The organism is Escherichia coli (assembly GCF_036503815.1).
GTDB lineage: Bacteria > Pseudomonadota > Gammaproteobacteria > Enterobacterales > Enterobacteriaceae > Escherichia > Escherichia coli_F.
In genome coordinates, this window is sequence record NZ_AP027764.1 from 4,719,300 (window position 1) to 4,741,286 (window position 21,987).

24 protein-coding genes are annotated in these 21,987 nt (G+C 51.2%); 16 read left to right on the plus strand and 8 right to left on the minus strand.

The window, feature by feature from the left end:
- Positions 1 to 1,161, minus strand: a complete 1,161-nt coding sequence (gene metB, locus AABJ99_RS22515) for a cystathionine gamma-synthase (protein ID WP_001295694.1) — start codon at positions 1,159 to 1,161, stop codon at positions 1 to 3.
- Between the two features lie 276 nt (positions 1,162 to 1,437).
- Here metB and metJ point away from each other — a divergent pair, with 276 nt between their 5' ends.
- The gene (gene metJ / locus AABJ99_RS22520; RefSeq protein WP_000852812.1) at positions 1,438 to 1,755 is read left to right on the plus strand and encodes a met regulon transcriptional regulator MetJ; all 318 of its coding nucleotides are present in this window, start codon (positions 1,438 to 1,440) and stop codon (positions 1,753 to 1,755) included.
- A 59-nt stretch (positions 1,756 to 1,814) separates the two neighbouring features.
- Positions 1,815 to 2,423: a YiiX family permuted papain-like enzyme gene (yiiX, locus tag AABJ99_RS22525; protein WP_039021496.1), complete on the plus strand. Its 609-nt coding sequence runs from the start codon at positions 1,815 to 1,817 to the stop codon at positions 2,421 to 2,423.
- Positions 2,424 to 2,483: 60 nt separating this feature from the next.
- On the opposite strand, the gene rpmE is transcribed toward yiiX, so the two are convergent.
- Positions 2,484 to 2,696 carry a 50S ribosomal protein L31 gene (rpmE, locus tag AABJ99_RS22530; RefSeq protein WP_000710769.1) on the minus strand — a complete coding sequence of 71 codons (213 nt, stop codon included), beginning with the start codon at positions 2,694 to 2,696 and terminating at the stop codon, positions 2,484 to 2,486.
- Positions 2,697 to 2,898: 202 nt separating this feature from the next.
- On the opposite strand from rpmE, the gene priA reads away from it, so the two are divergent.
- The 8 genes from priA to AABJ99_RS22570 all read left to right on the plus strand — a co-directional run bounded on the left by priA (position 2,899) and on the right by AABJ99_RS22570 (position 11,827).
- Complete coding sequence (gene priA, locus AABJ99_RS22535; RefSeq protein ID WP_338387458.1) at positions 2,899 to 5,097, plus strand: primosomal protein N'; 2,199 nt, start codon at positions 2,899 to 2,901, stop codon at positions 5,095 to 5,097.
- Between the two features lie 155 nt (positions 5,098 to 5,252).
- Complete coding sequence (gene cytR / locus AABJ99_RS22540; RefSeq protein ID WP_000644901.1) at positions 5,253 to 6,278, plus strand: DNA-binding transcriptional regulator CytR; 1,026 nt, start codon at positions 5,253 to 5,255, stop codon at positions 6,276 to 6,278.
- 91 nt (positions 6,279 to 6,369) lie between these two features.
- Positions 6,370 to 7,317: a cell division protein FtsN gene (gene ftsN / locus AABJ99_RS22545; protein ID WP_039021498.1), complete on the plus strand. Its 948-nt coding sequence runs from the start codon at positions 6,370 to 6,372 to the stop codon at positions 7,315 to 7,317.
- A 92-nt stretch (positions 7,318 to 7,409) separates the two neighbouring features.
- A complete protein-coding gene (gene hslV / locus AABJ99_RS22550) occupies positions 7,410 to 7,940 on the plus strand; it encodes an ATP-dependent protease subunit HslV (protein WP_000208242.1) in 531 nt (176 codons plus the stop codon).
- 9 nt (positions 7,941 to 7,949) lie between these two features.
- A complete protein-coding gene (gene hslU / locus AABJ99_RS22555) occupies positions 7,950 to 9,281 on the plus strand; it encodes an HslU--HslV peptidase ATPase subunit (protein WP_001293344.1) in 1,332 nt (443 codons plus the stop codon).
- Between the two features lie 66 nt (positions 9,282 to 9,347).
- Positions 9,348 to 10,274, plus strand: a complete 927-nt coding sequence (gene menA / locus AABJ99_RS22560; protein ID WP_000139496.1) for a 1,4-dihydroxy-2-naphthoate polyprenyltransferase — start codon at positions 9,348 to 9,350, stop codon at positions 10,272 to 10,274.
- A 92-nt stretch (positions 10,275 to 10,366) separates the two neighbouring features.
- A complete protein-coding gene (gene rraA, locus AABJ99_RS22565) occupies positions 10,367 to 10,852 on the plus strand; it encodes a ribonuclease E activity regulator RraA (RefSeq protein WP_000872908.1) in 486 nt (161 codons plus the stop codon).
- A 348-nt stretch (positions 10,853 to 11,200) separates the two neighbouring features.
- Complete coding sequence (locus AABJ99_RS22570; RefSeq protein ID WP_123057342.1) at positions 11,201 to 11,827, plus strand: hypothetical protein; 627 nt, start codon at positions 11,201 to 11,203, stop codon at positions 11,825 to 11,827.
- Positions 11,828 to 11,865: 38 nt separating this feature from the next.
- Here AABJ99_RS22570 and zapB read toward each other — a convergent pair whose 3' ends face one another.
- Positions 11,866 to 12,111: a septal ring assembly protein ZapB gene (gene zapB, locus AABJ99_RS22575; protein WP_001296623.1), complete on the minus strand. Its 246-nt coding sequence runs from the start codon at positions 12,109 to 12,111 to the stop codon at positions 11,866 to 11,868.
- A 424-nt stretch (positions 12,112 to 12,535) separates the two neighbouring features.
- Here zapB and glpF point away from each other — a divergent pair, with 424 nt between their 5' ends.
- The 4 genes from glpF to fpr all read left to right on the plus strand — a co-directional run bounded on the left by glpF (position 12,536) and on the right by fpr (position 16,996).
- Complete coding sequence (glpF, locus tag AABJ99_RS22580; RefSeq protein WP_000084268.1) at positions 12,536 to 13,381, plus strand: glycerol uptake facilitator protein GlpF; 846 nt, start codon at positions 12,536 to 12,538, stop codon at positions 13,379 to 13,381.
- Positions 13,382 to 13,403: 22 nt separating this feature from the next.
- On the plus strand, positions 13,404 to 14,912 hold the full coding sequence (gene glpK / locus AABJ99_RS22585; protein ID WP_000136788.1) for a glycerol kinase GlpK: 1,509 nt from the start codon (positions 13,404 to 13,406) through the stop codon (positions 14,910 to 14,912).
- 230 nt (positions 14,913 to 15,142) lie between these two features.
- Positions 15,143 to 16,153 (plus strand): class II fructose-bisphosphatase, encoded by a 1,011-nt coding sequence (glpX, locus tag AABJ99_RS22590; RefSeq protein WP_001250644.1) that lies wholly within the window; start codon positions 15,143 to 15,145, stop codon positions 16,151 to 16,153.
- 96 nt (positions 16,154 to 16,249) lie between these two features.
- Positions 16,250 to 16,996: a ferredoxin--NADP(+) reductase gene (gene fpr, locus AABJ99_RS22595; protein WP_000796321.1), complete on the plus strand. Its 747-nt coding sequence runs from the start codon at positions 16,250 to 16,252 to the stop codon at positions 16,994 to 16,996.
- 4 nt (positions 16,997 to 17,000) lie between these two features.
- Here fpr and uspD read toward each other — a convergent pair whose 3' ends face one another.
- From uspD to yiiR, 3 genes are all read right to left on the minus strand, one after another.
- Entirely contained in the window at positions 17,001 to 17,429 is a 429-nt protein-coding gene (uspD, locus tag AABJ99_RS22600; RefSeq protein ID WP_000323553.1) for a universal stress protein UspD, read from the minus strand.
- Positions 17,430 to 17,455: 26 nt separating this feature from the next.
- Positions 17,456 to 17,755 carry a DUF406 domain-containing protein gene (gene yiiS, locus AABJ99_RS22605; protein WP_000655986.1) on the minus strand — a complete coding sequence of 100 codons (300 nt, stop codon included), beginning with the start codon at positions 17,753 to 17,755 and terminating at the stop codon, positions 17,456 to 17,458.
- Positions 17,756 to 17,966: 211 nt separating this feature from the next.
- Positions 17,967 to 18,407 carry a DUF805 domain-containing protein gene (gene yiiR / locus AABJ99_RS22610; RefSeq protein ID WP_000155257.1) on the minus strand — a complete coding sequence of 147 codons (441 nt, stop codon included), beginning with the start codon at positions 18,405 to 18,407 and terminating at the stop codon, positions 17,967 to 17,969.
- 100 nt (positions 18,408 to 18,507) lie between these two features.
- Here yiiR and yiiQ point away from each other — a divergent pair, with 100 nt between their 5' ends.
- Positions 18,508 to 19,107, plus strand: coding sequence for a YiiQ family protein (yiiQ, locus tag AABJ99_RS22615; RefSeq protein ID WP_000802214.1), 600 nt, complete (start codon positions 18,508 to 18,510; stop codon positions 19,105 to 19,107).
- A gap of 107 nt (positions 19,108 to 19,214) precedes the next feature.
- On the plus strand, positions 19,215 to 19,982 hold the full coding sequence (gene tpiA / locus AABJ99_RS22620; protein WP_001216325.1) for a triose-phosphate isomerase: 768 nt from the start codon (positions 19,215 to 19,217) through the stop codon (positions 19,980 to 19,982).
- A gap of 54 nt (positions 19,983 to 20,036) precedes the next feature.
- On the opposite strand, the gene cdh is transcribed toward tpiA, so the two are convergent.
- Positions 20,037 to 20,792: a CDP-diacylglycerol diphosphatase gene (gene cdh, locus AABJ99_RS22625; protein ID WP_001355351.1), complete on the minus strand. Its 756-nt coding sequence runs from the start codon at positions 20,790 to 20,792 to the stop codon at positions 20,037 to 20,039.
- Positions 20,793 to 20,898: 106 nt separating this feature from the next.
- Positions 20,899 to 21,888, minus strand: a complete 990-nt coding sequence (sbp, locus tag AABJ99_RS22630) for a sulfate/thiosulfate ABC transporter substrate-binding protein Sbp (protein ID WP_001045689.1) — start codon at positions 21,886 to 21,888, stop codon at positions 20,899 to 20,901.
- Positions 21,889 to 21,987: the final 99 nt, after the last annotated feature.

The window sequence follows — 21,987 nt, forward strand, 5'->3', positions numbered from 1 at the left end:
TTACCCCTTGTTTGCAGCCCGGAAGCCATTTTCCAGGTCGGCAATTAAATCTTCGCCATCTTCAATACCGGTGGAGATACGCAGCAGCGTCTCGGAGATCCCGGCGGCAGCACGCGCTTCTGGTGCCATGCCTGCATGTGTCATGGTTGCGGCGTGAGAGATTAAACTTTCCACTCCCCCTAATGATTCCGCCAGCGTAAACAACGACAACCCGCCCAGGAAACGACGCAGCGTCTGCTCATCGCCATCCAGTTCAAAACTCAACATTGCGCCAAAGCCTTTTTGCTGGCGCGCAGCAATTTCATGCCCTTGATTTTCCGGCAGCGACGGGTGATACAGTTTTTTCACCAACGGCTGGGTTTGCAGATATTTCACAATCGCCTGCGCGTTGCGCTGGGCCAGCTCCATACGCGGCACCAGCGTTCGCAAACCGCGCAGCAACAAATAACTGTCAAACGCGCCGCCCGTCACGCCAATATTGTTTGCCCACCAGGCCAGTTCGGTGACAACGTCCGGGTCTTTAGCAATCACCACGCCAGCCACTACATCTGAGTGACCGTTCAGATATTTCGTGCATGAATGCAACACCAGATCGGCACCTAATGCCAGCGGATTTTGTAATGCCGGGCTTAAGAAGGTGTTATCCACCACGCTCACCGCCCCGACTTCCCTTGCCAGATGGCAGATTTTCGCAATATCCACGACGCGTAACAATGGATTACTTGGGCTTTCTACCAGTACCAGTTTGGGTTTTTCTGCCAGCGCTGCCCGTAATGCTTGTTCATCGCCTTGATCAACAAACAGCACGCGATAACAGCCGCGTTTCGCCAGGCTGTCGAACAGGCGATAGCTGCCGCCGTAGCAGTCGTGCGGCGCAACCAGCAAATCGCCAGGTTTCAAAAAGACGGTCGTTACCAGGTGGATGGCAGACATGCCGGTATTAGTCAGCACTGCACCAGCACCGCCTTCCAGTTCAGCCAGCGCACGCTGAACCACATCGCGCGTTGGGTTGCCGCGACGCGAGTAATCATGCGCGCGCGGTTCATTAAATCCGGTAAAGTTATAGGTGCTGGAAAGATGGATGGGAGGGACAACGCAACCATACTGTTCGTCGTCATTTAACCCGCTACGCACTGCAATGGTGGCCTGTTTACGCGTCATGTGATGAAGTTCCCTGGGCTTGGTCGGTGAAATGTCAGGCACCAGAGTAAACATTGTGTTAATGGACGTCAATACATCTGGACATCTAAACTTCTTTGCGTATAGATTGAGCAAATCCCAAATAGCCGTTAAAATTATATGCATTATCACGCCGACAGGTGCATTACACGATGTCACGGTAACGCCTGTACGGTAAACTATGCGGGTTTACGGTCAGTACCCACATAAATTGTGTGGTCTGGTCTCAATTTATTGACGAAGAGGATTAAGTATCTCATGGCTGAATGGAGCGGCGAATATATCAGCCCATACGCTGAGCACGGCAAGAAGAGTGAACAAGTCAAAAAGATTACGGTTTCCATTCCTCTTAAGGTGTTAAAAATCCTCACCGATGAACGCACGCGTCGTCAGGTGAACAACCTGCGTCACGCTACCAACAGCGAGCTGCTGTGCGAAGCGTTTCTGCATGCCTTTACCGGGCAACCTCTGCCGGATGATGCCGACCTGCGTAAAGAGCGCAGCGACGAAATCCCGGAAGCGGCAAAAGAGATCATGCGTGAAATGGGGATTAACCCGGAAACGTGGGAATACTAAAGCGGAAAAGAGCGGCGCGGAGTTAACCAGCCGCTTTTTTCATACATGGACGTTTAACTATGAAATACAGGCTACTGATCCTCAGCATGCTGGTTTCTGTGCCTGCCCTTGCCTGGCAGCCGGAAACTGGCGACATCATCTTTCAGATCTCTCGCTCATCGCAAAGTAAAGCAATCCAACTGGCGACCCATTCCGATTACAGCCACACCGGTATGCTGGTGATGCGTAACAAAAAGCCCTACGTTTTTGAAGCGGTCGGCCCGGTGAAATACACCCCGCTCAAGCAGTGGATCGCCCATGGTGAAAAGGGCAAATACGTTGTTCGCCGCGTTGAAGGCGGACTGAGCGTTGAACAACAGCAAAAACTGGCGCAAACGGCAAAACGTTATCTCGGCAAACCGTACGATTTCAGCTTCTCGTGGAGTGATGATCGCCAGTACTGTTCGGAAGTAGTGTGGAAGGTTTACCAGAACGCACTGGGAATGCGCGTGGGTGAACAGCAAAAACTGAAAGAGTTCGATCTCAGCAACCCGCTGGTTCAGGCGAAGCTCAAAGAACGTTACGGGAAAAATATTCCGCTTGAGGAAACGGTGGTCTCGCCACAAGCCGTTTTCGATGCGCCACAACTCACCACAGTCGCCAAAGAATGGCCGCTGTTTTCGTGGTAATACGACCAAAATTCAGACACAAAAAAAGCGCCGTGCGGCGCTTTTTTCGGAAATCCGGTCTTATTTGCTGCCCGGGATGTTGAAACGCTTGTTGAAGCGGTCAACACGGCCACCGGTAGCAACATCACGCTGTTTGCCAGTGAAGAACGGGTGGCACTTGCTGCACACGTCGAGGTTCAGATCATGACCAACGGTGGAGCGGATTTTCATTACGTTACCGCAAGAGCAGCTAGCAGTAATTTCTTCGTATTTCGGGTGAATATCTTTTTTCATGGGAAAACCTCGGTTTAAGGCCGCGTCGCTCTTCCAGCCCTAACGCCAGACACCACGCGATGTTAAAAGTATAGCTTCAATACGATCATTTCGTACGAAGGCGCGAAATCATACAGAAATTAACCAGCGTATGCAAACTGATCCGCACTCTTCTACGGCAATGTGTATACTAACCCACCGAATTTCAAGTCAGGATGATGCTATGCCCGTTGCCCACGTTGCCTTGCCCGTTCCGCTTCCTCGTACCTTTGACTATCTGCTGCCAGAAGGCATGACGGTTAAAGCCGGGTGTCGCGTGCGCGTGCCGTTTGGCAAACAGCAGGAGCGTATCGGGGTTGTGGTGTCAGTTAGCGACGTCAGCGAGCTGCCGCTTAACGAGTTGAAAGCGGTAGTAGAAGTGCTGGACGTTGAGCCGGTATTTACTCACTCCGTCTGGCGATTACTGCTATGGGCGGCGGATTACTATCATCATCCGATTGGCGATGTGCTGTTTCATGCCTTGCCGATTTTACTGCGCCAGGGGCGGCCTGCGGCGAACGCGCCGATGTGGTATTGGTTTGCCACTGAACAAGGTCAGGCGGTGGATCTGAACAGCCTGAAACGCTCACCCAAGCAACAACAGGCGCTGGCAGCGTTACGGCAAGGCAAAATCTGGCGTGATCAGGTTGCCACGCTCGAATTTAATGATGCCGCGTTGCAGGCGCTGCGCAAAAAAGGTCTGTGTGATTTAGCAAGTGAAACACCAGAGTTTAGCGACTGGCGCACGAACTATGCCGTTTCTGGTGAACGGTTGCGATTGAATACCGAACAGGCCACCGCCGTTGGCGCAATTCATAGCGCGGCAGATACTTTTTCTGCCTGGCTGCTGGCGGGTGTTACCGGTTCCGGTAAAACGGAAGTCTATTTAAGCGTGCTGGAAAACGTGCTCGCTCAGGGCAAACAGGCGCTGGTGATGGTGCCGGAAATCGGCCTGACACCGCAAACTATTGCCCGTTTTCGTGAGCGGTTTAATGCGCCAGTGGAAGTTCTGCATTCCGGCCTGAACGACAGCGAGCGTCTTTCGGCGTGGTTGAAAGCGAAAAATGGTGAGGCGGCGATTGTGATCGGCACCCGCTCCGCGCTGTTTACGCCGTTTAAAAATCTCGGTGTGATTGTCATTGATGAAGAGCACGACAGTTCCTACAAACAGCAGGAAGGCTGGCGCTATCATGCCCGCGACCTGGCGGTGTATCGCGCGCACAGCGAGCAAATCCCAATTATTCTTGGCTCCGCAACGCCCGCGCTGGAAACGTTATGCAACGTCCAGCAGAAAAAATACCGCCTGCTACGCCTGACCCGTCGGGCAGGGAATGCGCGTCCGGCAATTCAACACGTGCTGGATTTAAAAGGTCAGAAGGTGCAGGCTGGTCTGGCTCCGGCGTTAATCACCCGTATGCGCCAGCATTTACAGGCCGACAACCAGGTTATCCTCTTTCTTAATCGCCGGGGTTTTGCACCTGCCCTGCTGTGCCATGACTGCGGCTGGATCGCCGAATGTCCGCGCTGCGATCATTACTACACGCTGCATCAGGCGCAGCACCATCTGCGCTGTCACCACTGTGACAGCCAACGCCCGGTGCCGCGCCAGTGCCCTTCCTGCGGCTCCACGCACCTGGTACCCGTGGGGCTGGGCACCGAACAGCTTGAACAGACGCTCGCGCCAATGTTCCCTGGTGTACCCATTTCTCGTATCGACCGCGATACCACCAGCCGCAAAGGGGCGCTTGAACAACAACTGGCGGAAGTACATCGCGGCGGTGCGAGGATTTTGATCGGCACGCAAATGCTGGCGAAAGGTCACCACTTTCCGGATGTGACGCTGGTGGCATTACTGGACGTAGACGGCGCGCTGTTTTCTGCGGATTTTCGCTCGGCAGAGCGTTTCGCCCAGCTTTACACCCAGGTCGCCGGTCGTGCCGGGCGTGCGGGTAAACAGGGTGAAGTGGTGCTGCAAACGCACCATCCGGAACATCCTCTGTTGCAAACATTGCTCTATAAAGGCTACGACGCCTTTGCCGAACAGGCGCTGGCTGAACGACGCATGATGCAACTGCCGCCGTGGACCAGCCATGTGATTGTGCGTGCGGAAGATCATAACAATCAGCACGCGCCATTGTTCCTGCAACAACTGCGTAATCTCATCCTCTCCAGCCCACTGGCGGACGACAAACTGTGGGTTCTCGGCCCAGTTCCGGCGCTGGCTCCGAAACGTGGCGGTCGCTGGCGCTGGCAAATTTTGTTGCAGCACCCTTCCCGCGTGCGCTTACAGCACATCATCAATGGTACGCTGGCGCTCATCAATACAATACCGGATTCCCGTAAGGTGAAATGGGTGCTGGATGTCGATCCCATCGAGGGCTAATGCGCAAACGATGCGAGGCGGATCGAAAAATTCAATATTCATCACACTTTTCATGAAAATTCTGTAACCGTTTTCACGCGCTATCTGCTAAAAATGTTGCCGATGTGAAGTAAACATGGAAGTAGTACGCCTGCCGTGCCGGGCGAGGAGTGAGTGTGAAAGCGAAGAAGCAGGAAACTGCCGCGACCATGAAAGACGTTGCCCTGAAGGCAAAAGTCTCTACAGCGACCGTCTCCCGAGCATTAATGAATCCCGATAAAGTCTCCCAGGCCACCCGTAATCGGGTTGAAAAAGCGGCCCGGGAAGTAGGTTATTTGCCGCAGCCTATGGGGCGCAACGTCAAACGTAATGAATCCCGCACCATTCTGGTGATTGTCCCGGATATCTGCGATCCCTTCTTTAGCGAAATTATTCGCGGTATCGAAGTTACGGCGGCAAATCACGGATATCTGGTGCTGATTGGCGACTGTGCGCATCAAAATCAGCAGGAAAAAACCTTTATCGATTTGATCATCACCAAGCAAATTGATGGCATGTTGCTGCTGGGTTCAAGGCTGCCGTTTGATGCCAGCATTGAGGAACAGCGTAATCTGCCGCCGATGGTGATGGCGAACGAATTTGCGCCGGAACTGGAGCTGCCTACAGTTCATATCGACAATCTGACCGCGGCATTTGATGCAGTAAATTATTTATATGAGCAAGGTCATAAACGGATTGGCTGTATAGCCGGTCCCGAAGAGATGCCGCTGTGTCACTACCGCCTGCAAGGCTACGTTCAGGCGCTGCGTCGCTGCGGCATTATGGTTGATCCGCAATACATCGCCCGGGGCGACTTCTCCTTTGAAGCCGGAAGCAACGCGATGCAACAGCTGCTTGCTCTTCCGCAACCGCCTACTGCTGTCTTCTGCCATAGCGATGTAATGGCGCTCGGCGCACTTTCTCAGGCAAAACGCCAGGGGCTGAAAGTCCCGGATGATCTGTCCATAATCGGTTTTGATAACATCGACCTGACGCAATTTTGTGATCCGCCGCTGACAACCATCGCGCAGCCGCGTTACGAAATCGGTCGGGAAGCTATGCTGTTATTGCTTGATCAAATGCAGGGGCAACACGTTGGCAGTGGCTCTCGTTTAATGGACTGCGAACTTATCATCCGGGGATCAACACGCGCGTTACCTTAAAGTAAACCTTTAAGACTGCCGTGACTGGTCAAAGGCCCGCCGCTTAAGTAACATGGCGGGCTGACGAACGAATAAATACAGCGAAACGATAGTGGCACAACGAGATTATGTACGCCGCAGCCAACCGGCACCTTCGCGGCGAAAAAAAAGCACCTCACGGAAAAAGCAACGAAATCTGCCTGCGGTTTCTCCCGCAATGGTCGCTATTGCTGCCGCCGTTCTTGTGACCTTTATCGGTGGTCTGTACTTCATTACGCATCACAAGAAAGAAGAGTCCGAGACGCTGCAAAGCCAGAAAGTGACCGGAAACGGATTACCACCGAAACCAGAAGAACGCTGGCGCTACATTAAAGAGCTGGAAAGTCGCCAGCCGGGTGTGCGTGCACCAACAGAACCTTCTGCCGGTGGTGAAGTGAAAACGCCGGAGCAACTGACACCAGAACAACGTCAGCTTCTTGAACAAATGCAGGCTGATATGCGCCAGCAACCAACGCAACTGGTTGAAGTCCCATGGAATGAACAGACGCCGGAACAGCGTCAGCAAACGCTTCAACGTCAGGCACAACAGCGTCAGATTCAGGCGGCTCAACAGCAGCAGCGTCAGGCTGAGCAGGCATATCAACAACCGCGTACCGCGCAAGCGCAGCAACCACCGCGCCAGACGCAGCAGACTCGCCAGGCGGCTCAGCAGCCGTACCAGGATCTCCTGCAAACGCCAGCACACACTGCCGCGGCGCAGCCGAAGTCACAGCAAGTCGCGCCTGTTAGCCGGGCCGCTGACGCGCCAAAACCGACGGCGGAGAAAAAAGACGAGCGGCGCTGGATGGTACAGTGCGGTTCGTTCCGAGGCGCGGAACAGGCAGAGACGGTACGAGCTCAGCTGGCGTTCGAAGGCTTTGACTCGAAAATTACCACCAACAATGGCTGGAATCGTGTGGTGATTGGCCCGATTAAAGGGAAAGAAAATGCCGACGGCACCCTGAATCGCCTGAAGATGGCGGGTCATACAAACTGTATTCGACTCGCTACCGGGGGTTGAAACCCTCAAAATCCCCCCCATCTATAATTGCATTATGCCCCGTACTTTTGTACGGGGTTTGTACTCTGTATTCGTAACCAAGGGGTCAGCTCGTGACAACTATAGTAAGCGTACGCCGTAACGGCCATGTGGTCATCGCTGGTGATGGTCAGGCCACGTTGGGCAATACCGTAATGAAAGGTAACGTGAAAAAGGTCCGCCGTCTGTACAACGACAAAGTCATCGCGGGCTTTGCGGGCGGTACTGCGGATGCTTTTACGCTGTTCGAACTGTTTGAACGTAAACTGGAAATGCATCAGGGCCATCTGGTCAAAGCCGCCGTTGAGCTGGCAAAAGACTGGCGTACCGATCGCATGTTACGCAAACTTGAAGCACTGCTGGCAGTCGCGGATGAAACTGCATCGCTTATCATCACCGGTAACGGTGACGTGGTGCAGCCAGAAAACGATCTTATTGCTATCGGCTCCGGCGGCCCTTACGCCCAGGCTGCGGCGCGCGCGCTGTTAGAAAACACTGAACTAAGCGCCCGTGAAATTGCTGAAAAGGCGTTGGATATTGCAGGCGACATTTGCATCTATACCAACCATTTCCACACCATCGAAGAATTAAGCTACAAAGCGTAAGGATCTCCCATGTCTGAAATGACCCCACGCGAAATCGTCAGCGAACTGGATAAGCACATCATCGGCCAGGATAACGCCAAGCGTTCCGTGGCGATTGCACTGCGTAACCGCTGGCGTCGCATGCAGCTTAACGAAGAGCTGCGCCATGAAGTGACCCCGAAAAATATCCTGATGATCGGCCCGACCGGTGTCGGTAAAACTGAAATCGCTCGTCGTCTGGCTAAGCTGGCGAATGCGCCGTTCATCAAAGTTGAAGCGACCAAATTCACCGAAGTGGGCTATGTAGGTAAGGAAGTGGATTCTATTATCCGCGATCTGACCGATGCCGCCGTGAAAATGGTACGCGTCCAGGCTATTGAGAAAAACCGTTATCGCGCTGAAGAACTGGCAGAAGAACGTATTCTCGACGTGCTGATCCCACCGGCTAAAAACAACTGGGGACAGACCGAACAACAGCAGGAACCGTCCGCTGCTCGTCAGGCATTCCGCAAAAAACTGCGTGAAGGCCAGCTCGATGACAAAGAAATCGAGATCGATCTTGCCGCAGCACCGATGGGCGTTGAAATTATGGCGCCTCCGGGAATGGAAGAGATGACCAGCCAGCTGCAGTCCATGTTCCAGAACCTGGGTGGTCAGAAACAAAAAGCGCGTAAGCTGAAAATCAAAGACGCCATGAAGCTGCTGATTGAAGAAGAAGCGGCGAAACTGGTGAATCCGGAAGAGCTGAAGCAAGACGCTATCGACGCCGTTGAACAGCACGGGATCGTGTTTATCGACGAAATCGACAAAATCTGTAAGCGCGGCGAGTCTTCCGGTCCGGATGTTTCTCGTGAAGGTGTTCAGCGTGACCTGCTGCCGCTGGTAGAAGGTTGCACCGTTTCCACCAAACACGGGATGGTCAAAACTGACCACATTCTGTTTATCGCTTCTGGCGCGTTCCAGATTGCGAAACCGTCTGACCTGATCCCGGAACTGCAAGGTCGTCTGCCAATCCGCGTTGAACTGCAGGCACTGACCACCAGCGACTTCGAGCGTATTCTGACCGAACCGAATGCCTCTATCACCGTGCAGTACAAAGCATTGATGGCGACTGAAGGCGTAAATATCGAGTTCACCGACTCCGGTATTAAGCGGATCGCGGAAGCAGCATGGCAGGTGAACGAATCTACCGAAAACATCGGTGCTCGTCGTTTACATACTGTTCTGGAGCGTTTAATGGAAGAGATTTCCTACGACGCCAGCGATTTAAGCGGTCAAACCATCACTATTGACGCAGATTATGTGAGCAAACATCTGGATGCGTTGGTGGCAGATGAAGATCTGAGCCGTTTTATCCTATAATCGCGTTCAATCATTTTCATCATTGTTTGATGGGGCTGAAAGGCCCCATTTTTATTGGCGCGTATTATGACTGAACAACAAATTAGCCGAACTCAGGCGTGGCTGGAAAGTTTACGACCTAAAACCCTCCCCCTCGCCTTTGCTGCAATTATCGTCGGGACGGCGCTGGCATGGTGGCAAGGTCACTTCGATCCGCTGGTCGCCCTGCTGGCACTGATTACCGCCGGACTGCTTCAAATTCTCTCTAACCTCGCTAATGATTACGGCGATGCAGTAAAAGGCAGCGATAAACCTGACCGCATTGGCCCGCTACGTGGCATGCAAAAAGGGGTCATTACCCAGCAAGAGATGAAACGGGCGCTCATTATTACCGTCGTGCTCATCTGTCTCTCCGGGCTGGCACTGGTTGCAGTGGCGTGCCATACGCTGGCCGATTTTGTCGGCTTCCTGATTCTTGGCGGGTTGTCGATCATTGCCGCTATCACCTACACCGTGGGCAATCGTCCTTATGGTTATATCGGTCTGGGTGATATTTCCGTACTGGTTTTCTTTGGCTGGTTAAGCGTCATGGGCAGCTGGTATTTACAGGCTCATACGTTGATTCCGGCGTTGATCCTTCCGGCGACCGCCTGTGGCCTGCTGGCAACAGCGGTTCTGAACATTAATAACCTGCGTGATATCAATAGCGACCGCGAGAATGGCAAAAACACGCTGGTAGTGCGCTTAGGTGAAGTGAACGCGCGTCGTTACCATGCCTGCCTGCTGATGGGCTCTCTGGTGTGTCTGGCGCTGTTTAATCTCTTTTCACTGCATAGCCTGTGGGGCTGGCTGTTCCTGCTGGCGGCACCATTACTGGTGAAGCAAGCCCGTTATGTGATGCGGGAAATGGACCCGGTGGCGATGCGACCGATGCTGGAACGCACTGTCAAGGGAGCGTTACTGACTAACCTGCTGTTTGTTTTAGGGATATTCCTAAGCCAGTGGGCAGCATAACTGACAAATATCAATTAATAATTGATGATTTTGCCAACAGCTCACATAGCGCGATATACTGAAAATTCTCGCAGCAACTGAATGTTAAGCCTATGAAATACGATACTTCCGAGCTTTGTGACATCTATCAAGAAGATGTTAACGTCGTGGAACCGCTGTTCTCCAACTTTGGCGGACGGGCGTCGTTTGGCGGACAAATAATCACGGTAAAATGTTTCGAGGACAACGGGTTGCTGTACGATCTGCTCGAACAGAATGGCCGTGGTCGTGTTCTCGTCGTTGATGGCGGTGGTTCTGTTCGTCGCGCACTGGTCGATGCTGAGCTGGCGCGTCTGGCAGTACAAAATGAATGGGAAGGCCTGGTCATTTACGGCGCGGTGCGTCAGGTAGATGACCTGGAAGAGCTGGATATCGGCATCCAGGCGATGGCAGCAATTCCAGTCGGTGCCGCTGGCGAAGGCATTGGCGAAAGCGATGTCCGCGTTAATTTTGGCGGCGTCACCTTCTTCTCCGGTGACCATCTTTATGCCGACAATACCGGGATTATTCTTTCAGAAGATCCGCTGGATATTGAATAAGTACCTGCCATGCGTTAAAAGGGGAATTAAATTCCCCTTTTTTATATGCAAAATATTCATAAAGACTATCGTTTGTTTTTATTTAATTCATTTTAAATATCAATAGTTCACATCTGACAATATAAATTAATTATCGATAAATCATTTCATAAAAATATGCAGCATTAAAAATTAATGCTATATGGTAAATTAACTATTCTGGGAATAGGGATATGAATCATCGTTAGTAGCGAACGTATTATATAATAAGGGATTGATATGAGATACGTTATCTTATTAATACTATGGATAATAACTACTTTTCTTAGTCATCTTCAGCACAGCAACCTACTGTCTGGAGATCCTGGCATGGTTGGCGAGTATATCGGTTCAGTATTTCTGGGGCCGTTGTTACTTCCCGTGCTTGTGTCAGGTATTCTGTGCGCATTTATTAAAAAAAAACGTAACTTCGCCAGTTTTACTCGCGGGTGCTGTTGGGTATTGGGAATCCTGCTTTTATCCAAAGTCGGCAATACGTTTCGTATGTTTACCCCGTGGCAATATACCTTTGAGAATGCTGCGATAACCGTGACTATCCCGAACCGACACTGGAATACGGTTTCCATTAGTACTAATAAAACCATTGATATAAGAAGTGAGGATAATAGCGTCTTCATTTCTGCTTTCCGCCTGCCCGCAGGACGTAGCGCCGATGACCCGCTGGAAGCGTTAAAGAAGAAGCAGCGAGACAATCTCAAGGATCAATACAATGAGGAAGCCTTCCAGTTTCATGATTGTAATGCCAAACATTTCACCTGTAAGTATCAGGATGTGTTGATAAATTTTGATGGTCAGCAGAAAAGAACCATCAGTGTTTATCTTGAAGACACCCCCAGGGCTGTGGGGATCATTGCATTAATGGCGCCAGATACGGCAGATAAATATCGCCAACAGGCGATGGAGATTATGCTTTCCGCTAAAAATGCAGTGAAGTAAAAAATAAGGCGCCTTGCGGCGCCTCTGCGTGGAAGAGATTAAACCTCTTCCATGCGACCCAGCAGGGCCTGCAGACGTTCCTGCCAGCCGTTCTGCTGTTCTTTCAGATGGTTGTTCTCACGCTCCAGCTCTTCGCGCTGATGCTGGGCATTTTGAACTTCCTGCGACAGTGAGTTGTTTTTTTCTTTCAGCTCTTCGATTTCCATCTGCAACAGAGTGATGGTATCAATCGCCTGCTGTACTTTTGCTTCCAGTTTCTCAAACACTTCTAATGACATTGTCATACCTCTCCTGAATTGCAAGGCGTTGATGGATAAAAATCCTCGTCCCGATTACCGGTGACGCCTTAATAAATACGAGCGCACTTTAGTTAGCTCCGATTGTATGAAGCCGCGCCATCGCTGTCCAGCGGCACGCCTTGCAGATTACGGTTTGCCACACTTTTCATCCTTCTCCTGGAGACATAATCCACGCAAATCGAAAATGTTAATAAATTTGTTGCGCGAATGATCTAACAAACATGCATCATGTACAATCAGATGGAATAAATGGCGCGATAACGCTCATTTTATGACGAAGCACACACATTTTAAGTTCGATATTTCTCGTTTTTGCTCGTTAACGATAAGTTTACAGCATGCCTACAAGCATCGTGGAGGTCCGTGACTTTCACGCATACAACAAACATTAACTCTTCAGGATCCGATTATGAGTCAAACATCAACCTTGAAAGGCCAGTGCATTGCTGAATTCCTCGGTACCGGGTTGTTGATTTTTTTCGGTGTGGGTTGCGTTGCAGCACTAAAAGTCGCTGGTGCGTCTTTTGGTCAGTGGGAAATCAGTGTCATTTGGGGACTGGGGGTGGCAATGGCCATCTACCTGACCGCAGGGGTTTCCGGCGCGCATCTTAACCCCGCTGTTACCATTGCATTGTGGCTGTTTGCCTGTTTCGACAAGCGCAAAGTTATTCCTTTTATCGTTTCACAAGTTGCCGGCGCTTTCTGCGCTGCGGCTTTAGTTTACGGGCTTTACTACAATTTATTTTTCGACTTCGAGCAGACTCATCACATTGTTCGCGGCAGCGTTGAAAGTGTTGATCTGGCTGGCACTTTCTCTACTTACCCTAATCCTCATATCAATTTTGTGCAGGCTTTCGCAGTTGAGATGGTGATTACCGCTATTCTGATGGGGCTGATCCTGGCGTTAACGGACGATGGCAACGGTGTACCACGCGGCCCTTTGGCTCCCTTGCTGATTGGTCTACTGATTGCGGTCATTGGCGCATCTATGGGCCCATTGACGGGCTTTGCCATGAACCCAGCGCGTGACTTCGGTCCGAAAGTCTTTGCCTGGCTGGCGGGCTGGGGCAATGTCGCCTTTACCGGCGGCAGAGACATTCCTTACTTCCTGGTGCCGCTTTTTGGCCCTATCGTTGGCGCGATTGTAGGTGCATTTGCCTATCGCAAACTGATTGGTCGCCATTTGCCTTGCGATATCTGTGTTGTGGAAGAAAAGGAGACCACAACTCCTTCAGAACAAAAAGCTTCGCTGTAATATGACTACGGGACAATTAAACATGACTGAAAAAAAATATATCGTTGCGCTCGACCAGGGCACCACCAGCTCCCGCGCGGTCGTAATGGATCACGATGCCAATATCATTAGCGTGTCACAGCGCGAATTTGAGCAAATCTACCCAAAACCAGGCTGGGTAGAACACGACCCAATGGAAATCTGGGCCACCCAAAGCTCCACGCTGGTAGAAGTGCTGGCGAAAGCCGATATCAGTTCCGATCAAATTGCAGCTATCGGTATTACGAATCAGCGTGAAACCACTATTGTCTGGGAAAAAGAAACCGGCAAGCCTATCTATAACGCTATTGTCTGGCAGTGTCGTCGTACCGCAGAAATCTGCGAGCATTTAAAACGTGACGGTTTAGAAGATTATATCCGCAGCAATACCGGTCTGGTGATTGACCCGTACTTCTCTGGCACCAAAGTGAAGTGGATCCTCGACCATGTGGAAGGCTCTCGCGAGCGTGCACGTCGTGGTGAATTGCTGTTTGGTACGGTGGATACGTGGCTTATCTGGAAAATGACTCAGGGCCGTGTCCATGTGACCGATTACACCAACGCCTCTCGTACCATGTTGTTCAACATCCATACCCTGGACTGGGACGACAAAATGCTGGAAGTGCTGGATATTCCGCGCGAGATGCTGCCAGAAGTGCGTCGTTCTTCCGAAGTGTACGGTCAGACTAACATTGGCGGCAAAGGCGGCACGCGTATTCCAATCTCCGGGATCGCCGGTGACCAGCAGGCGGCGCTGTTTGGTCAGTTGTGCGTGAAAGAAGGGATGGCGAAGAATACCTACGGCACTGGCTGCTTTATGCTGATGAACACCGGCGAGAAAGCGGTGAAATCAGAAAACGGCCTGCTGACCACCATCGCCTGTGGCCCAACTGGCGAAGTAAACTATGCGCTGGAAGGTGCGGTGTTTATGGCGGGCGCATCCATTCAGTGGCTGCGTGATGAGATGAAGCTGATTAATGACGCCTACGATTCCGAATATTTCGCCACCAAAGTACAAAATACCAACGGTGTGTATGTGGTTCCGGCGTTTACCGGGCTGGGTGCGCCGTACTGGGATCCGTATGCGCGCGGGGCGATTTTCGGTCTGACTCGTGGAGTGAACGCTAACCACATTATACGCGCGACGCTGGAGTCTATTGCTTATCAGACGCGTGACGTGCTGGAAGCGATGCAGGCCGATTCTGGTATTCGTCTGCACGCCCTGCGCGTGGATGGCGGCGCAGTGGCGAACAATTTCCTGATGCAGTTCCAGTCCGATATTCTCGGCACGCGCGTTGAACGCCCGGAAGTACGCGAAGTCACCGCATTGGGTGCGGCCTATCTTGCCGGTCTGGCGGTAGGCTTCTGGCAGAATCTTGACGAGCTGCAAGAGAAAGCGGTGATTGAGCGCGAGTTCCGTCCTGGCATCGAAACCACCGAGCGTAATTACCGTTACGCTGGCTGGAAAAAAGCGGTCAAACGCGCGATGGCGTGGGAAGAACACGACGAGTAATATCAGGCATCTGAACCAATTGCCTGATACTGATCGCCTGATGCGACGCTTACGCGTCTTATCAGGCCTACGAGCCGATGCCATTTTGTGTAGGCCGGATAAGGCGTTCACGCCGCATCTGGCATGTCGTAGACTCTGAAATCGTGCGGGGGCAACCCCCGCACACATCAATAATCCTGCCCTTCCCCTGTGCTACACTTCGCGCCATTCCTTACTGCTTAGAGTTTGCTATGAGACGAGAACTTGCCATCGAATTTTCCCGCGTCACCGAATCTGCGGCGCTGGCTGGCTACAAATGGTTAGGACGCGGCGATAAAAACACCGCGGACGGCGCGGCGGTTAACGCCATGCGTATTATGCTCAACCAGGTCAACATTGACGGCACCATCGTCATTGGTGAAGGTGAAATCGACGAAGCACCGATGCTCTACATTGGTGAAAAAGTCGGTACCGGTCGCGGTGATGCGGTAGATATTGCTGTTGATCCGATTGAAGGCACGCGCATGACGGCGATGGGCCAGGCTAACGCGCTGGCGGTGCTGGCAGTAGGCGATAAAGGCTGCTTCCTCAACGCGCCAGATATGTATATGGAGAAGCTGATCGTCGGACCGGGAGCCAAAGGCACCATTGATCTGAACCTGCCGCTGGCGGATAACCTGCGCAATGTTGCGGCGGCGCTCGGCAAACCGTTGAGCGAACTGACGGTAACGATTCTGGCAAAACCGCGCCACGATGCCGTTATCGCAGAAATGCAGCAACTCGGCGTGCGCGTATTTGCTATTCCGGATGGCGATGTGGCAGCCTCAATTCTCACCTGTATGCCAGACAGCGAAGTTGACGTGCTGTACGGTATTGGTGGCGCGCCGGAAGGCGTGGTTTCTGCGGCGGTGATCCGCGCATTAGATGGCGACATGAATGGTCGTCTGCTGGCACGTCATGACGTCAAAGGCGACAACGAAGAAAATCGCCGCATTGGCGAGCAGGAGCTGGCGCGCTGCAAAGCGATGGGCATCGAAGCGGGTAAAGTGTTGCGTCTGGGCGATATGGCGCGCAGCGACAACGTCATCTTTTCTGCCACTGGCATCACCAAAGGTGATCTGCTGGAAGGTATTAGCCGCAAAGGCAATATCGCCACCACCGAAACACTGCTGATCCGCGGTAAATCACGCACCATTCGTCGCATTCAATCCATCCACTATCTGGATCGTAAAGACCCGGAAATGCAGGTGCACATTCTCTGAGTGATTTGATCGATTGAGCCTTCCAGTCCTTCGGGACTGGAATTTTTTTGTTCGGAGAACGAAGATAAGGCAAGTCAATCAAAACAGGAGAAAAACATGGCTGATTGGGTAACAGGCAAAGTCACTAAAGTGCAGAACTGGACCGACGCCCTGTTTAGTCTCACCGTTCACGCTCCCGTGCTTCCATTTACTGCCGGGCAATTCACCAAACTAGGCCTTGAAATTGACGGCGAACGCGTCCAGCGTGCCTATTCCTACGTTAACTCTCCTGATAATCCCGATCTGGAGTTTTACCTGGTGACCGTCCCCGATGGAAAATTAAGCCCACGACTGGCGGCACTGAAACCGGGCGATGAAGTACAGGTGGTTAGCGAAGCAGCTGGCTTCTTTGTGCTGGATGAGGTCCCTGACTGCGAAACACTGTGGATGCTGGCAACCGGTACAGCGATTGGCCCTTATTTATCAATTCTGCAACTGGGCAAAGATTTAGATCGCTTCAAAAATCTGGTTCTGGTTCACGCCGCACGTTATGCCGCCGACTTAAGTTATCTGCCACTGATGCAAGAACTGGAAAAACGCTACGAAGGGAAACTGCGCATTCAGACGGTGGTCAGTCGGGAAACGGCGGCGGGTTCGCTCACCGGGCGAATACCGGCGTTAATTGAAAGTGGTGAACTGGAAAGTGCGGTGGGCTTGCCGATGGATAAAGAAACCAGCCATGTGATGCTGTGCGGCAATCCACAGATGGTTCGCGATACGCAACAGTTGCTAAAAGAAACCCGGCAGATGACGAAACATTTACGTCGTCGACCGGGCCATATGACAGCGGAGCATTACTGGTAAGCGGTTACTTATCGATAAACGGCACGATGAGCAGATCCGCTTTCAACTTATTGATCATCCCGCGGTATGCCGGCATCAAACGGTTGATAAATGAGTGGTGATGACCACAGACAAGGAGGTCGCACTGCTCTTGTTGCATAATATCCAGCAGTGTTTCCGGCATTTCCCCACGTTCAATACGCAGTTTTGTCTTCGGCCATTGAATATTTTTCGTCAGTTTATACAGCTTGTTATCCGACTTATTCTTCAACAATTGAAGAATATCCTCTGTTGCAGGGAAGTAGATACCCGGATACAACTCGCTTAAGCCATCATCAATATGAATTAACGTCAGGTGAGCATCATTATGTCTGGCGAGCTCCAGGGCTTTATTCACCAGTAAGGCATCTTCTTCATTCCCGGAAATTGCCACGCCAATGTGTTTATAAGCCATGTTTAACTCCTTCTAAAGCAACTCCATCAAGCTAACGAACGCAGTGATAACTCAAAAATAATCATCTCGGCCTGGCATGAGAAGGTGAAGGCCGCATCAAGCTCAACTTGCCCCTCCAGATCCTTAATCTTATAGGCCACGCTGGCCCCTTCATCCGCAGAGGATGCAGCGGCGGCAAGCTCTTTCAGTTTAGTCATAAAGGACTCTGCTTCTTCGCGGGTGGCAAAAAAGCGCGAAAACTTACTGGTACAGTTGTCGTTATCAATCACCGTACCGATATCAATCGCACATCCTTTAGTACTGCATTTATCTACGACATCTTTCATAGGGCACCTCTGTATATTCGCCTCTCTGTCGATTACGACTTAAGAATAATGCGCCGTTAAGGGAAGAACAAACAAGTAATGATCTTATGGATTACCATTTTTTTTGATATTGCTTAAGGTGAAGAGATCAGAAGGATTTTCCGGGCATTGTCATTTTCAACGTGGAAATAACAAACCCGGAAAAAAATAGCAGTAAGAGATATATTAAAGGTTAATTACTTGATTTATTGTCGGCTTTATACTTCACATCCTGAGTGTCTTTACCATATTTATTTTCGCCTTGTGTGCCAACAAACGCACCAAGATCGATAAGCATCATCACCAGAATCAACGTCGGGACAAAACGCCCCACCGCCCATTGCCAGACACCAGGTAAAATCGCCCAGTTACCCGCCAGCAGCATCCACGCCACAATCATCAGAAATGCCCATGCGCCGGAACGCCCGCGATCATGCAAGCGCTTAACGGTTACTGCCGCTGTTGGCCAAAGCAAGCACACAAGGCAAAACGCCGCGGTCTGAATATCGAGTAAATTTTTACCCGCCAGTGAGAAAAGCACCAGCATGCCTGCGAACCACAGGCCTATCCAAATCCAGAAATCACGGCGTCCAATACGCCCTTTAAATGAAAATAACCATTGCTGTATGGTCATGTAAGTTCCTTGATGGTTGTCTTTTCCAGGATTCTACCCTTTTGACAAGGGCGACAGATATCGTTTTAATCGGAGCCAGTCATAACAAAAGGTACTGTCAATGAAGCCAGGGTGTACGCTGTTTTTTCTCTTATGTTCTGCATTAACCGTTACAACAGCGGCGCATGCACAAACACCAGATACGGCAACGACCGCGCCTTATCTGCTGGCTGGAGCCCCTACTTTCGATCTCTCCATCAGCCAGTTTCGAGAAGACTTTAACAGCCAGAATCCCAGCCTGCCACTGAACGAATTTCGTGCCATCGACAGCAGTCCCGACAAAGCCAATCTCACTCGTGCTGCCAGTAAAATTAATGAGAACTTGTATGCTTCTACAGCGCTGGAGCGCGGTACCTTAAAAATCAAAAGCATTCAAATGACCTGGCTACCCATCCAGGGGCCAGAGCAAAAAGCCGCGAAAGCGAAAGCTCAGGAATACATGGCAGCGGTGATCCGCACACTCACCCCATTAATGACCAAAACACAAAGCCAGAAAAAACTGCAGTCGCTACTAACGGCGGGGAAAAACAAACGTTATTACACCGAGACCGAAGGTGCACTGCGTTATGTTGTCGCGGACAACGGCGAAAAGGGGCTGACCTTCGCTGTTGAACCGATTAAGCTGGCGCTATCTGAATCGCTTGAAGGTTTGAATAAATGACAAAAAGCAAAGCCTTTGTGCCGATGAATCTCTATACTGTTTCACAGACCTGCTGCCCTGCGGGGCGGCCATCTTCCTTTATTCGCTTATAAGCGTGGAGAATTAAAATGCGACATCCTTTAGTGATGGGTAACTGGAAACTGAACGGCAGCCGCCACATGGTTCACGAGCTGGTTTCTAACCTGCGTAAAGAGCTGGCAGGTGTTGCTGGCTGTGCGGTTGCAATCGCACCACCGGAAATGTACATCGATATGGCGAAGCGCGAAGCTGAAGGCAGCCACATCATGCTGGGTGCGCAAAACGTGGACCTGAACCTGTCCGGCGCATTCACCGGTGAAACCTCTGCTGCTATGCTGAAAGACATCGGCGCACAGTACATCATCATCGGCCACTCTGAACGTCGTACTTACCACAAAGAGTCTGACGAACTGATCGCGAAAAAATTCGCGGTGCTGAAAGAGCAGGGTCTGACTCCGGTTCTGTGCATCGGTGAAACCGAAGCTGAAAACGAAGCGGGCAAAACTGAAGAAGTTTGTGCACGTCAGATCGACGCGGTACTGAAAACTCAGGGTGCTGCAGCATTCGAAGGTGCGGTAATCGCTTACGAACCAGTATGGGCAATCGGTACTGGCAAATCGGCAACTCCGGCGCAGGCACAGGCTGTTCACAAATTCATCCGTGACCACATCGCTAAAGTTGACGCTAACATCGCTGAACAAGTGATCATCCAGTACGGCGGCTCTGTAAACGCGTCTAACGCTGCAGAACTGTTTGCTCAGCCAGACATCGACGGCGCGCTGGTTGGCGGTGCTTCTCTGAAAGCTGACGCTTTCGCAGTGATCGTTAAAGCTGCAGAAGCGGCTAAACAGGCTTAAGTCTGACAGGTGCCGGATTTCATATCCGGCACTTACTTTCCTTAACTCCTCGCCTTAACGCAAAATCTCACACTGATGATCCTGGATTTCCTCGGCTGAAGCACGGTTCAGCGTCAGTAGATTTCGTTGTGTCGCCAGCAACACAAACGAATTATCACTCTGCCGCACCATCGCCAGCCCGTAGCTTCCCATATGTTCCCGCGCTTCAGGCACTTCTTCTGCAAGCATCATAAATGGGCTGCGTTGTACCAGTTCGCTTTCCGTTACCCGACGCGCCAGGTATTCATGCCCGTGCAAACCACCTGGCAGTGGCAACCAGCGGCTGCTGATGTTCGCCAGATTGTTATCCAGCTGTTCGCGCACATCAGGACGAATACAAGAGATATGAATATGAAAATGGTTTTGCGTACGCCCGGTGCGAGAGTTGATCGCTAAAGAAACCGCGCGATCGGGAACCGGCTGCCCATATTTTTTACTCATAAAATCACGCGCCTGCCAGGCCAACCAAAAAAAGTTAGGCGTAGAAGGATCGGTCAACAAAGGGCTTTCAGTACCGTTAATACGATACGTTGGCATCAACAGATATTGCAGTGGACCATTGAGGTCTTTTAAAACCACATATCCGGCATTGGGTTTGACTTCCGCACATGGCGAAGGATTTTGATTTTGCTGCTGATTGGGTAAACATTCCTCAAGGACAATCTTACGTAATGTATCCGACTCTTCGCCGGTTAATTTCCAGTAACCAATACCAGCAGCCACAACGGCGATAACTATCATCACCAAAAAAAGAAGACCCGCTTTTTTCATCTTTTTTTCCCTGTACCTCAAAGAGATGCAAGGGTAACGCAAAATCGTGACAAATAAAAAACCCGGTCGCGAGAAACCACCGGGTTTGATAATTATCCTGTGGAAATCAGCGTTTGCTGATCTGATCGAACGTACCGCCGTTAGCAAAATGCTCTTTTTGCGCTTTCGTCCAGCCGCCGAACTCTTCATCAATGGTGAATAACTTCAATTTTGGAAACGCATTTTCGTACTTTTTCGCTACCTCAGCGTCGCGCGGACGGTAGTAGTTTTTCGCGGCAATTTCCTGACCTTCTGGCGAGTAGAGATATTTCAGGTAGGCTTCCGCCACCTCTTTAGTACCTTTTTTCTCAACCACTTTATCGACCACCGACACGGTTGGCTCTGCGAGGATAGACTCACTCGGCGTGACGATTTCGAATTTATCTTTCCCCAGTTCATTCGCTGCCAGCAGAGCTTCGTTTTCCCAGGCAATCAGTACATCGCCAATTCCGCGCTCGACAAAAGTGTTAGTGGAGCCGCGCGCGCCAGAATCCAGAACTTCGACGTTTTTATACAGTGCCCGAACAAAATCCTGCGCTTTTGCCTGATCGTTGTTGTTGTGGTGCAGCGCGTAGCCCCAGGCAGCCAGGTAGTTCCAGCGCGCGCCACCAGAGCTTTTCGGATTAGGCGTGATCACCGAAACACCCGGTTTAATCAGATCGTTCCAGTCATGGATCTGCTTCGGATTGCCCTTACGTACCAGGAAAACAATGGTGGAAGTGTACGGTGCGGAGTTATCCGGCAGACGTTTGATCCACTCTTTATCAATCCGCCCGCGTTCCGCAATTGCGTCCACGTCATAGGCCAGAGCCAGAGTGACAACATCAGCTTCAATACCATTGATTACCGACGTCGCTTGTTTGCCTGAACCACCGTGTGACTGACGAATCACCACGTTATCGCCAGTTTGCTGTTTCCAGTGGGCGCTGAATGCCTTGTTGTACTGTTCGTACAATTCGCGCGTTGGATCATATGAAACGTTAAGAAGCTGAATATCCTTTGCCATAACGCTGGTTGCCGCCAGCAAAAATGTTAACCCTACGCCCCACTTGTTCATCGCCCGACTCTCTTATGTTGTGTTGTGATGAGCAAAGCGTGCCAGAAGGTTAACCAAACATTAAAGAATAAAAAAAGATTGGCTATAACTTGCGGGTAT

What these genes read in the sequence shown, in the direction of transcription:
- metB (WP_001295694.1), bottom strand. Translation starts at nt 1,161, where the DNA reads ATGACGCGTAAACAGGCCACCATTGCAGTGCGTAGCGGGTTAAATGAC.
- metJ (WP_000852812.1), top strand. Translation starts at nt 1,438, where the DNA reads ATGGCTGAATGGAGCGGCGAATATATCAGCCCATACGCTGAGCACGGC.
- yiiX (WP_039021496.1), top strand. Translation starts at nt 1,815, where the DNA reads ATGAAATACAGGCTACTGATCCTCAGCATGCTGGTTTCTGTGCCTGCC.
- rpmE (WP_000710769.1), bottom strand. Translation starts at nt 2,696, where the DNA reads ATGAAAAAAGATATTCACCCGAAATACGAAGAAATTACTGCTAGCTGC.
- priA (WP_338387458.1), top strand. Translation starts at nt 2,899, where the DNA reads ATGCCCGTTGCCCACGTTGCCTTGCCCGTTCCGCTTCCTCGTACCTTT.
- hslU (WP_001293344.1), top strand. Translation starts at nt 7,950, where the DNA reads ATGTCTGAAATGACCCCACGCGAAATCGTCAGCGAACTGGATAAGCAC.
- menA (WP_000139496.1), top strand. Translation starts at nt 9,348, where the DNA reads ATGACTGAACAACAAATTAGCCGAACTCAGGCGTGGCTGGAAAGTTTA.
- rraA (WP_000872908.1), top strand. Translation starts at nt 10,367, where the DNA reads ATGAAATACGATACTTCCGAGCTTTGTGACATCTATCAAGAAGATGTT.
- AABJ99_RS22570 (WP_123057342.1), top strand. Translation starts at nt 11,201, where the DNA reads ATGGTTGGCGAGTATATCGGTTCAGTATTTCTGGGGCCGTTGTTACTT.
- zapB (WP_001296623.1), bottom strand. Translation starts at nt 12,111, where the DNA reads ATGACAATGTCATTAGAAGTGTTTGAGAAACTGGAAGCAAAAGTACAG.
- glpF (WP_000084268.1), top strand. Translation starts at nt 12,536, where the DNA reads ATGAGTCAAACATCAACCTTGAAAGGCCAGTGCATTGCTGAATTCCTC.
- glpK (WP_000136788.1), top strand. Translation starts at nt 13,404, where the DNA reads ATGACTGAAAAAAAATATATCGTTGCGCTCGACCAGGGCACCACCAGC.
- glpX (WP_001250644.1), top strand. Translation starts at nt 15,143, where the DNA reads ATGAGACGAGAACTTGCCATCGAATTTTCCCGCGTCACCGAATCTGCG.
- fpr (WP_000796321.1), top strand. Translation starts at nt 16,250, where the DNA reads ATGGCTGATTGGGTAACAGGCAAAGTCACTAAAGTGCAGAACTGGACC.
- uspD (WP_000323553.1), bottom strand. Translation starts at nt 17,429, where the DNA reads ATGGCTTATAAACACATTGGCGTGGCAATTTCCGGGAATGAAGAAGAT.
- yiiS (WP_000655986.1), bottom strand. Translation starts at nt 17,755, where the DNA reads ATGAAAGATGTCGTAGATAAATGCAGTACTAAAGGATGTGCGATTGAT.
- yiiR (WP_000155257.1), bottom strand. Translation starts at nt 18,407, where the DNA reads ATGACCATACAGCAATGGTTATTTTCATTTAAAGGGCGTATTGGACGC.
- yiiQ (WP_000802214.1), top strand. Translation starts at nt 18,508, where the DNA reads ATGAAGCCAGGGTGTACGCTGTTTTTTCTCTTATGTTCTGCATTAACC.
- tpiA (WP_001216325.1), top strand. Translation starts at nt 19,215, where the DNA reads ATGCGACATCCTTTAGTGATGGGTAACTGGAAACTGAACGGCAGCCGC.
- cdh (WP_001355351.1), bottom strand. Translation starts at nt 20,792, where the DNA reads ATGAAAAAAGCGGGTCTTCTTTTTTTGGTGATGATAGTTATCGCCGTT.
- sbp (WP_001045689.1), bottom strand. Translation starts at nt 21,888, where the DNA reads ATGAACAAGTGGGGCGTAGGGTTAACATTTTTGCTGGCGGCAACCAGC.